The sequence below is a fragment of the Streptomyces sp. NBC_01261 genome, assembly GCF_036226385.1.
GTDB lineage: Bacteria > Actinomycetota > Actinomycetes > Streptomycetales > Streptomycetaceae > Streptomyces.
This window is the reverse complement of record NZ_CP108463.1, coordinates 6537800-6550823: the sequence shown is the minus strand read 5'-3', so window position 1 is coordinate 6550823 and position 13024 is coordinate 6537800. Positions and strand designations below refer to the sequence as shown.

The 13024-nt window shown below is 69.7% G+C and carries 10 protein-coding genes; 1 reads left to right on the top strand and 9 read right to left on the bottom strand.

Annotated features, from left to right (window positions below):
- Positions 1–159: 159 nt before the first annotated feature.
- From OG226_RS29185 to OG226_RS29165, 5 genes are all read right to left on the bottom strand, one after another.
- Positions 160–1005, bottom strand: a complete 846-nt coding sequence (locus OG226_RS29185) for a DMT family transporter (RefSeq protein ID WP_328682618.1) — start codon at positions 1003–1005, stop codon at positions 160–162.
- Positions 1002–1514, bottom strand: coding sequence for a YbaK/EbsC family protein (locus OG226_RS29180; RefSeq protein WP_328682616.1), 513 nt, complete (start codon positions 1512–1514; stop codon positions 1002–1004). Before OG226_RS29180 ends, OG226_RS29185 begins: the two co-directional genes overlap by 4 nt.
- 628 nt (positions 1515–2142) lie before the next feature.
- A complete protein-coding gene (locus tag OG226_RS29175) occupies positions 2143–2694 on the bottom strand; it encodes a cysteine hydrolase family protein (RefSeq protein ID WP_329350498.1) in 552 nt (183 codons plus the stop codon).
- A gap of 138 nt (positions 2695–2832) precedes the next feature.
- The gene (locus tag OG226_RS29170; RefSeq protein WP_329350497.1) at positions 2833–5055 is read right to left on the bottom strand and encodes an MMPL family transporter; all 2223 of its coding nucleotides are present in this window, start codon (positions 5053–5055) and stop codon (positions 2833–2835) included.
- A gap of 122 nt (positions 5056–5177) precedes the next feature.
- The gene (locus OG226_RS29165) at positions 5178–5786 is read right to left on the bottom strand and encodes a TetR/AcrR family transcriptional regulator (protein WP_329350496.1); all 609 of its coding nucleotides are present in this window, start codon (positions 5784–5786) and stop codon (positions 5178–5180) included.
- A gap of 189 nt (positions 5787–5975) precedes the next feature.
- Here OG226_RS29165 and OG226_RS29160 point away from each other — a divergent pair, with 189 nt between their 5' ends.
- The gene (locus OG226_RS29160) at positions 5976–9203 is read left to right on the top strand and encodes a S41 family peptidase (protein ID WP_329350495.1); all 3228 of its coding nucleotides are present in this window, start codon (positions 5976–5978) and stop codon (positions 9201–9203) included.
- A gap of 129 nt (positions 9204–9332) precedes the next feature.
- Here OG226_RS29160 and OG226_RS29155 read toward each other — a convergent pair whose 3' ends face one another.
- The 4 genes from OG226_RS29155 to OG226_RS29140 form a co-directional block, all read right to left on the bottom strand.
- Entirely contained in the window at positions 9333–9518 is a 186-nt protein-coding gene (locus OG226_RS29155; RefSeq protein WP_328682605.1) for a hypothetical protein, read from the bottom strand.
- A gap of 96 nt (positions 9519–9614) precedes the next feature.
- A complete protein-coding gene (locus tag OG226_RS29150) occupies positions 9615–10514 on the bottom strand; it encodes an SDR family oxidoreductase (RefSeq protein WP_328682603.1) in 900 nt (299 codons plus the stop codon).
- Positions 10511–11446 (bottom strand): alpha/beta fold hydrolase, encoded by a 936-nt coding sequence (locus OG226_RS29145; protein WP_329350494.1) that lies wholly within the window; start codon positions 11444–11446, stop codon positions 10511–10513. The genes OG226_RS29150 and OG226_RS29145 overlap by 4 nt, the downstream gene beginning before the upstream one ends.
- Positions 11443–12969 (bottom strand): flavin-containing monooxygenase, encoded by a 1527-nt coding sequence (locus OG226_RS29140; RefSeq protein ID WP_328682599.1) that lies wholly within the window; start codon positions 12967–12969, stop codon positions 11443–11445. Before OG226_RS29140 ends, OG226_RS29145 begins: the two co-directional genes overlap by 4 nt.
- Positions 12970–13024: the final 55 nt, after the last annotated feature.

Here is a 13024-nt window from a genome sequence, read left to right as displayed (position 1 = left end):
CTTCAACCGCCCGCCGAAGACACCGTCCACCCGCACCGCGACGTCTCCCACGCTTCCCTCACCCGCGAGCCGGCCAAGTCACCTGACCTCCCAGGCTGGCAGGGACACACCGGAACCAGAAGCATGGCCCGGCAAAGAACGGACGAGGACTCCGACCCGTCAACTCGCCCGCAACATCATCCCGATCCCGGCCACGAGCAGCAATGCGGCGGCGATACGGGGCGCGCCGAACCGCTCCTTGAAGAAGACGGTGCCGATCGCCGCGCCGACGATGATCGACGACTCGCGCAGGGCGGCAATCGGGGCGAGTTCGGCGCGGGTCTGGGCCCACAGGACGAGGCCGTATGCCGTGAAGGACAGGGCCGCGCCGAGGAAGCCGACGGTGGCGAACGGCCTTAGTTTCGCGGCGAATTGGCCTCGCCAGCGGTGTAGTGCGTACGCCGGGATGACCAGGCCCTCGATCACCATCAGCCAGGAGATGTACCCGAGCGAGGACCCCGAGGCACGTACGCCCAGTCCGTCGACGACGGTGTACGCGGCGATCGACACCCCCGTCGCCAACGCAGCGCCGATCGCAGGCCAGTTGGGCCGTCGCCCGCGCATTCCCCACAGGGCGACGCCGGTCAGGCCCGTGCACGACAGGGCGATGCCGGCGGCGGCCCAGGCGTTCGGCACCTCGTGGGCGAAGACGGCGGCCAGCACGGTCACGAGGAGGGGCGCCGTGCCGCGCGCGATGGGGTACGCCTGCCCGAAGTCCCCCAGTTGGAAGGACTTCATCAGCAGCAGGAAGTACACGACGTGGATGACACCCGACACGATCAGATACGGCCATGCTCCCGCCGCCGGAAACGCCGCGAACGGCGCCAACGCCAACCCGATCACCGTCCCGCCGCCCGCGATGAGCGTGAAGCCGACGAGCTTGTCCGTGATGCGGTGGGCGAGGGCGTTCCAGCAGGCGTGGGTGACAGCGGCGAGCAGGACGGCGGCGGCGACCTCCGGAGTCACGAGGACTGCTCGCGCACATCCACGAGGGTGGCACCGGCGTACGCGACAAGCTCCTTGGGCTCCATGGGGAACACGGCATGCGGATTGCCGGCGGCGGCCCACACGACGTCGTGCGCGAGCAGCGAACGATCGGCGAGCACACGAGTCTTCGTACGGTGCCCAAAGGGCGGCACGCCCCCGATGGCATACCCGGTCGTCTCCCGTACGACGTCCACCTTGGCCCGAGTGACCTTCTCCACCCCGAGTTCCCGCCGGACAAGCTCCACATCCACCCGGGACGCCCCGTCCATGAGCACCAGTACCGGGACCCCGTCCGCCGCGAAGATCAACGACTTGCAGATCTCACTCAGCTCGCATCCGATCGCGGCGGCGGCCTCGGCTGCGGTACGGGTGGCGTCCGGAAACCGCCGAATACGACCCAGCAGATCCGCGAGCCCCAACTCCCGTAGCACCGCGGCGAATCGGGGGTTGGCGCCGGTGTTGTCGTCTTCGGTGTTGTTCATGCTCATGGGGGCACGGTAGCGGTGGGTGTACTGGGCCTGCGACTGAGTTCCGACCGTCGGACCGCCCGCTTCTTGGCCAGTGTCGGGATTACGAGAAGCGAGCGGGCGGCCCCGAGGAATGGGTGGCCCAGGTACGCATCCCCCCACCTGTACTGCGTACCGGGCCGGTGTGAGGGGAACGAGCTCGCCCCTCGCCATCACGCCGGGCGGTTCTGGTCCAGGGGCGCGGAAGGGGGCTCCGGGCCAGTTCCGGTTGGCGGCCCGGGTGATGGCCCCGGTGATGGCTGCCCATCCGTCGATTGACTCCCCCGGGGGGCAACCGGTCCGTAGAAATGTGACAGCCGAAGCGGAAGTGTCACATTTTGCGGACCCACCTCCCTCCACCCCCACCCTGTCTCCTCTGGAGGCCGGGGTCTCTTCTAACCAGTCAAAGGTCGCGACGGTGGTGAGATTTACCCCCAGCTTCCAGCAACCACCCACGCGGGGTTGGCCGCTGAGCCGACCCCGCGTGCTGGCGAGACACGGACGCGTCCCCTCGCACCGGCCCGGAACGCAGTACAGACAGGGGCCCGCCCACCTTGGCCACCCGTCCTTCCGGGCCGCTCGCTCGCTTCTGAAACGGGCTGGAGCGGCCCTACGACCAGGTGACTTCTTTCGCCTGAGCGACAGCAGCCGTACGACCCGGCGCCTCGTGGTACTTCCAGTACAAGTTCGTGTGGGCGATGACCTGCTCCGGCGGCGGCGCACCCCACCCACTCAAGTCCGACGTGGTGTGGGCATCGCTGACGAGTGTCACGTCGTAGCCCCGCACGAAGGCGCCGTGGATCGTGGAGCGGATGCAGGCGTCGGTGGACGCGCCGGCCACCACGAGGCGTCCGACCCGCGCCTCGGCCAGTACCTGTTCCAAGGACGTGCCCTCGAAGGAGTCGGGGTAGCTCTTGGGGACGAGGGGTTCGGGGTCGCGGCGGGTCAGTTCGGGGACGTACTGCCAGGCCTCGCTGCCCTTAGGCACGTTCTCGTCGAAGTGCTGGACCCAGACGACCGGCACGGATTCCTCACGGGCCCTGTCGACGAGTCCGGCGATGTTGGCGACGACCGCGTCACGCCCGTACGCGTCGGCCACGACACCGACCTGGACGTCGATCACCAGGAGTGCGGTGTTGGGGCGTTCTGTGAGTGTGGTCATGCTCAACACGCTAGTGCGGCCCACTGACATCCGCTCGGCCCAAACCGGCCCCGCGACCGACGCGATCTGCCGCGCCACCCGAACTCGGTGACGCGGCAGATCAGTTGCCCGGTGCCTCAGTGCCTCGCGGCAGCCGCCTCAGGCCCGGACCAACTCCCGGTCCTCGTCGGGATCCGAGTCCTTGGAGTCCAGCTCGCGCAGGCCCTCGCCCTCGACATCCACGTTCGGCAGTATCCGGTTCAGCCACTTCGGCAGCCACCACGCACGGTTGCCGAGCAGGGCCAGCACCGCCGGGACGATCGCCATGCGGACCACGAACGCGTCGAAGAAGACGGCGACCGCCAGGCCGAAGCCGATCATCTTGACCATGGACTCACTGGAGGTGATGAAGCCGGCGAAGACCGCCATCATGATGACCGCCGCGGCCGTGACGACCCGGGCACCGTGCCTGAACCCGGTGACGACGGCCTGGCTGGGCTTCTCGCCATGGACGTAGGCCTCGCGCATCCGGGTCACGAGGAACACCTCGTAGTCCATCGCCAGGCCGAAGACCACGCCCACCAGGAAGATCGGCATCATCGACATGATCGGACCGGTCTCCTCCACACCGATCAGGCCCGCCAGCCAGCCCCACTGGAAGACGGCGACGACCGCGCCGAGCGAGGCGAGCACGCTGAGCAGGAAGCCGAGGGCCGCCTTCAGCGGAACCAGGATCGAGCGGAAGACCACGATCAGGAGCAGGAAGGCGAGTCCGACCACCAGGGCCAGGTACGGGATCAGGGCGTCGTTGAGCTTCTGCGAGAAGTCGATGTTCATCGCCGTGGTGCCGGTGACCAGCACCTGCGCGTCCGTGTCGGCCTTGATGCCGGCGCCCTCGTCACGGATGGAGTGCACCAGGTCCTCGGTGGTGACCGACGACGGCTTGGAGTCGGGCACGACGGTGATCGTCGCGGTGTCACCGGCCTTGTTGAACATGGCCGGACTGACCGAGACCACGTCGTCGAGGGTCTTGATCTTGTCGGTCACCGTGGTGGCGGCGGCCTTGGGCGCGTCGCTGTTCTTGGCGTCCACGACGATCATCAGCGGGCCGTTGAAGCCGGGACCGAAGCCCTCCGCGAGGAGGTCGTAGGCCCGTCGCTGGGTGGTGGACGTCGGCTGCGAGCTGTCGTCGGGCAGACCCAGCTGCAACTGGCTGGCCGGCAGCGCGATCGCGCCGAGGCCGAGCACGCTGAGGATCAGGACGGCGGCGGGACGCCGTACGACGAAGCTCGCCCAGCGGGTGCCCATGTTCGGCCTGGCCGCCTTGTCCGCTTCCTTGGCGCTGCCGCCGCCCAGCCACTTGGCCTTCTCGCCGGTGGGCTTGATCCTGCGGCCCGCGTAGCCGAGCAGCGCCGGGATCATGGTCAGGGCGATGAACACCGCGACCACGACAGTGCCCGCCGCCGCGACACCCATCTTGGTCAGCATCGGCACGTTGACGACCGCGAGACCGGCCAGCGCGATGACGACCGTGAGACCGGCGAAGACCACCGCCGAACCCGCGGTGCCGACGGCCCGGCCGGCCGCGTCCTCGCGTTCGCGGCCCTCGGCCAGTTCGGCCCGGTAGCGGGACACGATGAACAGCGCGTAGTCGATGCCGACGGCGAGGCCGATCATCATCGCCAGCGTCGAGGTCGTCGATCCCAGATCCAGCGTCTTCGCCAGGACCGTGATCGTCGAGACGCCGATCCCCACCCCGATGATCGCCGTCAGCAGCGGCAGGCCGGCCGAGACCAGCGAACCCAGAGTGATGAGCAGGACGACGGCGGCCAGGGCGATACCGATGATCTCGCCGACGCCCATCTCCGCGGCGGCCTGGAGCGCGTCACCGCCGACGTCGACGGTCAGCCCGGTGGCCCGGGCCTGGGACGCGGTGTCCTCCAGGGCGTTCTTGCTGGCGTCCTTGAGTTCCATGCCGGCGACGTCGTACTTCACCGAGGTGTAGGCGACCGTCCCGTCCTTGCTCACGGCGTTCGTGGTGAACGGGTCGGAGACGGAGACGACTTCGGAGCCGTCGGCCAGCTCCTTCACCGTCTTCTCGACGGTCGCCTTGTTGCCGGCGTCGGTCATCTTCTCGCCGCTCGGCGCCTTGAAGACGACACGCGCGGTGGCGCCGTCCGAACTGGAGCCGGGGAAGCGCTGGTCCAGCAGGTCGAAGGCCTTCTGGGCCTCGGTCCCGGGTATGGAGAAGGAGGTGGAGCCCGCCGCGGGCGCGCTGGCCGCGCCGACTCCCGCGAGCGTCAGCAGCGCGATCCATAGAAGGGCGACGTAGTGCCGTCGCCTGAAGGCGAGCCGGCCGACTTTGTAGAGGAACGTGGCCACGAGGGCGTACTCCCGGTCAGGTCGTGGGGTTCTTCGGGGCAGGGGTGATCGACCGGTTGGGGACACGGTTGATCGGCCCGACGACGTGAGCGGTTACGTCAGGTGGGCGTGCTGTGGGTCGTTCAGGTGGTGGGTACGGGTGCGCCCAGTGCGGGGAGCACCACGGCGTCGATGTACGACAGCAGGAAGGCCTGGGTGGGCGGCTGCTCGTCGATCATGGTGCGGGCGGCGAACCCGCCGATCATCATGTGCACGATGTACTCGATCGCCGGATTGTCGCCACGGATCTCACCCCGGTCGATCGCCCGCCGGAGCATCGTCTGGAACTCCGCCATCTCGGGTTCGACGAGGTGTTCCCGGAACGCCTTGAGGAGGTCCGGGCTGCCGTGCATCGCCATGGCCAGGCCCCGCATGAGCGCGGAGTTCTGCTCCATCTCGCAGTCGTCCGACCGCATCGTGAGGGCGTGGAAGTCGCCCCTGAGCGAACCGGTGTTGACGGCGGCGGCCGATGCGCCGGGCTTGTTGTGCCGCACCGCTTTGGCCACCAGCTCGGCCTTGCCGCCCCACTGGCGGTAGAGCGTCGCCTTGCTGGAACGAGTGCGGGCGGCCACGGCGTCCATGGTGAGGGCGTCGTAGCCGACTTCCCGGAGCAGTTCGAGCACGGCCGCGTACAGCTCGGCCTCGCGCTCGGGTGTGATGCGACTGCGACGCGCCGTTGCGACTTCAGTCATGCCACTCACCTCTCCGGATCCGAACGAGACGGTTTCGTACCGCCTCGCGTAGTCATGAATGTAGCGCACTCTCCAACGAAACGAAACCGTTTCGTACGTGTGGAGAGTCACCCGCCGAGCCGCCCGCCGAGTCACCCCGGCGATTTTTCATAAGTTGCTCGGGTCCGTCCCCCGGAAAAGCATAGGGAGGTGAGCTATCTGCGCCTGCCGCACCTCAGTGGCGACCTCCTGAGCTTCGTGGCCGAGGACGACCTCTGGCTGGCCCCGCTCGACGGCAGGGGCCGCGCCTGGCGGCTCACCGTCGACCGCACGAAGGTCGGCCACCCCCGCTTCTCGCCCGACGGCCGCCACATCGCGTACACGAGCTGGCGCAGCCTGGTCCCGGAGATCCATCTCGCGCCGGTCGAGGGCGGCCCCGGCCGCCGGCTCACGTACTGGGGCAGCGCCGACACCCAGGTCTGCGGCTGGACCCCGGACGGCGACATCCTCGCCGTGGCCTCGCACGGCGAGCCGTTCTCGTACTTCACCTGGGCCCACAAGGTCCCCACCGACGGCGACCCCGGCGGCCGTCTCCCCTGGGGCCCGGTCTCCGACATCCAGCTCGCCGACGTCGACGGCGAACTCCAGACCCTGCTCCTGACCGGCACCCCGCCGCACGAACCGGCCGCCTGGAAGCGCTACCGCGGCGGCGCCATGGGCCGCCTCTGGCTGCACGGCCGCCGCCTGCTCGCCGACCTCGAAGGCCACCTGCACTCCCCCATGTTCGTCGACGGCCGCATCGCCTTCCTCTCCGACCACGAGGGCATCGGCAACCTCTATTCCTGCTCCTACGACGGCTCCGACCTCCGGCGCCACACCGATCACGACGCCTTCTACGCCCGGCACGCGGCGAGCGACGGCACCCGGGTCGTGTACCAGTGCGCCGGTGACCTGTGGATCGTCGACGACCTCTCCCCGACATCGGTCCCCCGCAAGCTGGACGTGCGGTTGAGCGGCCCGCGCGCGGGCCGCCGTACCTACCAGGTACCCGCCGCCCAGCACGTCGACGGCATCTCGGTCGACGAGACGGGCCGCGCGAGCGCCGTCGTCGTACGCGGCAGCCTGTACTGGCTGACCCACCGCGACGGCCCCGCCCGCACCATCACCGACACCCCCGGCGTACGGGTCCGCCTGCCCGAGATGCTCGGCAGCGGCGGACAGGTCGCCTACGTCACCGACGCGGACGGCGAGGACGCGATCGAGATCGCCTACCTCCCCCGCGCCTCGGGAGAACGCGAGCCCCGCCGACTCGCCTCCGGCGAGGTGGGCCGCGTACTGGAATTGGTGTCGGACCCGGCCGGCGAGCGCCTCGCGATCGCGGCCCACGACGGACGGCTCCTGCTCCTGGACGCCACGGAGGACTCCAACGGCGAGGTGACGGAGCTGATCCGCTCGATCAACGGCCCGGTACGGGACCTGGCCTTCTCTCCGGACGGCAGCTGGCTGACCTGGTCCCACCCGGGCATCGGCCGCTCGCTCCGCCAGATCAAGATGGCGCGGATAAAGGACCGTCTGATCGTCGACGTCACCAACGGCCGCTTCGAGGACGAGAATCCGGTCTTCACGCGGGACGGCCGCTACCTCGCCTTCCTCTCCTGGCGCGGCTTCGACCCGGTCTACGACGTCCACACCGGCGACCTGTCCTTCCCGCTCGGCTGCCGCCCCTACCTCGTCCCCCTCTCCTCGGCCACGCCCTCCCCGTTCGCGCTGACCCCGGAGGGCCGTCCGGCCGCCGGGGGCCTGGACGCGGCGGAGGACGACGACGGTGCGGACGGCACGGTGACCGTGGAGGTGGAAGGACTGGAGAACAGGGTGACGCCCTTCCCCGTGTCCGCCTCCAAGTACTCGGCCCTGTACCCGGTTTCGGGCGGCGGACTGGTCTGGTTGCGCTGGCCGATCTCGGGCGCGCTGGGCGAGACCTTCGCCAACCCGGACGACACCAGCGGCCGTCCGACCCTCGAATACTTCAACATCAGCAAGGCGAAGAAGTCCGAACTGGTCGACCACCTCGACTGGTTCGCGGTGAGCGGCGACGGCTCACGCCTGGTCGTGGTCGACGAGGACGAACTGCGCGCGGTCCCTTCGACGGAGTCCGGCGACAGCGACTCGACGGTCTGGATCGACCTCCGCCGCATCCTCCACGAGGTGGACCCGCCCGCCGAATGGCGCCAGTCGTACGAGGAGGCGGGCCGCCTGATCCGCGCGTACTACTGGGACCCGCGGATGTGCGGCATCGACTGGACCGGGGTCCTGGACCAGTACCGCCCGCTGATCGAGCGGGTGGCATCCCCGGACGACTTCGCGGACCTGCTCCGCGAAGTCCTGGGCGAGTTGGGCACGTCCCACGCCTACGTCACCGCGTCCCGCCGCAACGAGGGCCCGCCCCACTACCAGCGCCGACAGGGCCTGCTGGGCGCCAACTTCGTGCGCAGGGAGGGCGGTTGGACGGTGGCGCGCATCCTCCCCGGCGAGTCCTCGGACTCCAAGGCCCGCTCTCCGCTGGCCGGTACCGGCATCCGCGAGGGCGCGATCCTGACCCACGTGGACGGCCGGCCGGTGGACGAACTCACCGGCCCCTACCCCCTGTTGGCAGGCGCGGGCGGCACAACGGTCGAGCTGACCTTCACCCCGGCCGAGGGCGAGGGCAGGGCCCGCAGAGTCGCCGTGGTCCCCCTCATCGACGAACGCCCTCTGCGCTACCAGGACTGGGTGGCCAAACGCCGGGCGGTGGTACGGGAGTTGAGCGGCGGCCACTGCGGCTACCTCCACATCCCCGACATGGGCGGCTCCGGCTGGGCCCAGTTCAACCGCGACCTGCGCCTTGAGGTGTCCCGCCCGGCCCTCATCGTCGACGTCCGCGGCAACGCGGGCGGCCACATCAGCGAGCTGGTGGTCGAGAAACTCACCCGCACGATCCTGGGCTGGGACCTGACCCGCAACGCCCAACCGGTGTCGTACGCGTCGAACGCCCCCAGGGGCCCGGTGGTTGCCCTCGCCGACGAGGCGACATCCTCGGACGGCGACATGATCACTGCCGCCTTCAAACTCCTCAAACTCGGCCCGGTGGTAGGCCAACGAACCTGGGGCGGAGTGGTCGGCATGACCGGCCGCCACCAACTCGGCGACGGCACGGTGATCACGGTCCCCATGAACGCCGCCTGGTTCGACGCGTACGGCTGGTCGGTGGAAAACCGAGGCGTGACCCCGGACCTGGAGATCCTCCGCACCCCGTTGGACTGGGCAGAGGGCCGCCACGCACAGCTGGACGACGCCATCAAACTGGCCCTGGACCTACTGTCCCTCCACCCGGCGGCAACCCCGCCCGACTACTCATCCGTCCCGGACCGAAGCAGACCGAAACTGCCGCCGCGCTCTTGAGAAGGGAACGCCAACTCCCTTCTTTCAGGGGCGCGGGGAACCGCGCACCCAGCCCCCACCGAACCCGCACCCGACAACGCAACGTGGGGCGCCCCCAAACACAGGGCGCCCCACGCAACCAGACCTCAACTACGCGTCGTAGTCCTGGTCCATCTCCTGATCCATACGCTCCCGCGCACCCTGCCCCGTACGCTCAACGTCCTCGTCCCGCTGCTGACCACGGTCCCGCGCCTGGTCCTTGCCCTGGTCCATACGGTCCTTGGCCTTGTCCGCGAGGTCCTTGGCCTTGTCCTGGAACTGGTCCTTCATACCCATGTGGGTTCACTCCCGTACTGATGGGGGGGGGATTTGCGGGGCCCCCAGGTGGGGCCTCGACCAGATTCACACGCCAGAACAAAGCGCGCATTTCGATCAGTCACCCTCCGTGACACGGGCCGTGGCCCGAGCCGCCTCGTCCGCCGCCCCACCCGCCCCCACAAGCCCCGACCGCATCCCCTCCAGCCGAGACCCGAACCGCCGCATCTCCCGCTGCCCCACCGACCCGATGACCCCCGGCAGATACCCCCGCACCCCCTGCATCCCCCGCAACCACCACTGCCCGTACACATGACTGGACCGCCGCTCGATCCCGGCGACGATCCGATCCACGGCCGGCCCCAGCGGATACGTCTTGTTCGACGGCCAGGGCAACCGCTCCCTCAACTCCCGCATGACCGCGTCCTGATCAGCCCCCCGCACCATGTCCGTGTCGGTCCAGGACAGATACCCGACCCCGACCCGCACCCCCTTGTAACCGACCTCGGCCCGCAGACTGTGCGCGTACGCCTCGACGCCGGACTTGGACGCGCAGTACGCGGTCATCATCGGCGCCGGCGTGATCGCGGCCAGCGAGGCGATCTGCAGCAGATACCCCCGGCTCTCCATCAGCACCGGCAGAAACGCCCGCGCGGTCACGGCCGACCCGATCAGATTGACCTCGATCACCCGCCGCCAGGCGACCGGATCGGAGTCGAGGAAGGGCCCGCCGTTGGCTACACCGGCGTTGGCGACGACGATGTCGACCTTCCCGAACCGCTCCTTGACCTCGGCCGCGACCCGAGCCATCGCCTCGTGATCGGTGACATCGGCGTACCAGTGATCGCTGTCGGTGTGCAGCCGCTCGGAGACCTGCTTCAGCGCGTCCGGTTCCAGCCCGACGAGCGCCAACTTGGCCCCGCGCGCAGAGAGTTTGCGGGCGAGCAACTCCCCGACACCCCGTGCGGCCCCGGTCACCACCGCGACCTGCCCTTCCAGACTCACCCTGCTGCTCATGCACCCTCCTTGACCTGATCGCCCTGGCTGAACTGCACGTACGTCGCGGCCAGTTCACGGATCTTCGCGCTGACCGGCTCCGGCGCCTCGACGGGCGTCATATGACCGAGCCCGGGAAGTTCGGTGATCCCAACGCAGTTGGGCAACGCGGCGACCAACGCCCGCGCATGCACCGGCGGAGTCATCCGGTCCGCCGTACCGACGACAATGGCCGTCGGCACCGCCAACTCCCGTACCCCGCCGTCAAGATCGAGCGAATCAAGCACCCGCGACCACGCGTACCGCACCGCCCGCGGACACGCGTGCACGATCCGCGCACACGCCTCGACCATGTGCGGGGCCGAACCGGGGCCCATCGTCCCGTACTTGAGGATCCGCCGCGCGGTCGGCGTGACCGGCCCGAGCGGTGCCCGCGTCCCCAGTATCTTCCGGGTCAGCCGGGTCCGCATCCGCCCGGCCCGCAACGGCACCACGAGCGACTCGTCGACCAGCCGCGAACTCCCCGTACTGCACAGCAGAACGGCCACCACGTGCTCCCGGAACCGCGCCCGCCCGGCAGCCGCCAGCACGGCCATCCCGCCCATGGAGTGCCCCGCGACCACGGCCTTCTCCCCGGGCGCGAGCGTCTCCTCCAGTACGGCTTCCAGGTCGTCGGCGAGCGCGTCGGTACTGTGCGCGACGGCCACCGGACTGCGCCCGTGCCCGCGCTGGTCGTAGGCGATGACGCGGTGTTCGACGGCCAAGTCCCGTATCTGCGCGGCCCAGAAGGCCGTGGAGCAGCACCAGCCGTGCGCGAGGACGACGGCGGGCGCGTCCTCGGGGCCGTGCACCTCGACGTGCAGCCGGGAGCCGTCGGCCGAGGTGGCGGTGAGTTCGCGGGCGGGGACGGGCGGGGCGTACGGCCCGGAGGCAACGTGCATGAGACGGCTCACGCGCTCGCCACCTCCGCCTCGACCTCCGCCTTCCTTTCGGTCTTCGCCCGGACCACCTCGTACTCCGTGAGGTCGACTCGCCTGGTGGCCTTGCGGAATTCGGCCGTGGTGCCGGGCCAGATAGTGGTGTTGACGCCGGAGGCGTCCATGTACCAGCTGGTGCAGCCGCCCGTGTTCCACACCGTGCGCTTCATACGGTCCTGCACGCGCCGGTTCCACGCGCTCACCGCGCTCGGCCGGGCGTCGAGGGCGACGCGGCCGCCCAGGACGTCCAACTGCCGTATGTAGTCGGCGAGATAGTTCAGCTGGGACTCGATCATCAGGATCATGGAGGAGTTCCCGAGGCCGGTGTTGGGCCCGATGATGGTCATCCAGTTGGGGAACCCGGCCGCGGAGGCCCCGCGCAGGGCCTGCATCCCGCCCTGCCAGGCCTCGGCCAGCGACCGTCCGTCCGCGCCGACGACCCGTTCGGCGATCGGCATGTCCGTGACGTGGAAGCCGGTACCGAAGACGATCGCGTCGACCTCGGCCGTGGTGCCGTCGGCCGCGACGACGGTCGAGCCGCGGACCTCGCTCAACCCGCTCGGCACGACATCGACGTTGGGCCGGGCGAGGGCGGGATAGTAGGTGCTGGACAGCAGGATGCGCTTGCAGCCGATGCGGTAGTCGGGGGTGAGCCGGGCGCGGAGGGCCGGGTCCTTGATGGAGCGGGCCATGTTCCGCTTGGCCAACTGCTCGACCATTCCCAGCTCGTCGGGCCGCTTGGTGAACGCCTGGACCTGCAACTCCCGCAGCCCCCACAGGAGTCCGCGCCGGGCCTGGGTGGTGAAGGGCAGCGCGCGGTGCACGGCGCGTTCGGCGGCGCTGATGGGGCGGTCGACCCGGGGCATCACCCAGGGCGGGGTGCGCTGGAAGAGGGTGAGGCGCCGCACGTCGGGCTGGATCGCCGGCACGATCTGGATCGCGGAGGCGCCGGTGCCGACCATGGCGACGCGCTTGCCGCGCAGGTCGTAGTCGTGGTCCCAGCGGGCGGAGTGGAAGACCTTGCCGGGGAAGGAGTCGAGCCCCGGGACGTCCGGGATCTTGGGGTCGGACAGCGGCCCGGTGGCGGAGACGACGAGGTCGGCGGAGTAGGAACCGGCGGTGGTGTCGATGTCCCACCGCAGCCGCTCCGCGTCCCAGGTCATCATCTTGACCTCGGAGTTGAAGCGGATGTGCGGCCGGAGCCGGAAGACGTCCGCGACGTTCTCCAGGTAGGCGCGGATGTGCTCCTGCCCGGAGAAGGTGCGCGGCCAGTCGGCGTTCGGCGCGAAGGAGAACGAGTACAGATGGGACGGTACGTCGCAGGCGCAGCCGGGATAGCTGTTGTCCCGCCAGGTCCCGCCCACGCTGTCGGCGCGCTCCAGGACGACGAAGTCGGTGACGCCCTCGCGCCGCAACCGCACCGCGGCCCCCAGCCCCCCGAACCCGGACCCGATCACCGCCACCCGCACATGCTCGCGTTCGTGTTCGTGTTCGGTCATCCCGTGCCCTCCATACGACCCATGCAACCGCGCCAGTGAACACTGGCGCAATCGG

Bases quoted from the DNA above. Each gene is read 5' to 3' on its own strand.
- OG226_RS29175 (WP_329350498.1), bottom strand. From the start codon at position 2,694: ATGACCACACTCACAGAACGCCCCAACACCGCACTCCTGGTGATCGAC.
- OG226_RS29180 (WP_328682616.1), bottom strand. From the start codon at position 1,514: ATGAGCATGAACAACACCGAAGACGACAACACCGGCGCCAACCCCCGA.
- OG226_RS29155 (WP_328682605.1), bottom strand. From the start codon at position 9,518: ATGGGTATGAAGGACCAGTTCCAGGACAAGGCCAAGGACCTCGCGGAC.
- OG226_RS29150 (WP_328682603.1), bottom strand. From the start codon at position 10,514: ATGAGCAGCAGGGTGAGTCTGGAAGGGCAGGTCGCGGTGGTGACCGGG.
- OG226_RS29140 (WP_328682599.1), bottom strand. From the start codon at position 12,969: ATGACCGAACACGAACACGAACGCGAGCATGTGCGGGTGGCGGTGATC.
- OG226_RS29165 (WP_329350496.1), bottom strand. From the start codon at position 5,786: ATGACTGAAGTCGCAACGGCGCGTCGCAGTCGCATCACACCCGAGCGC.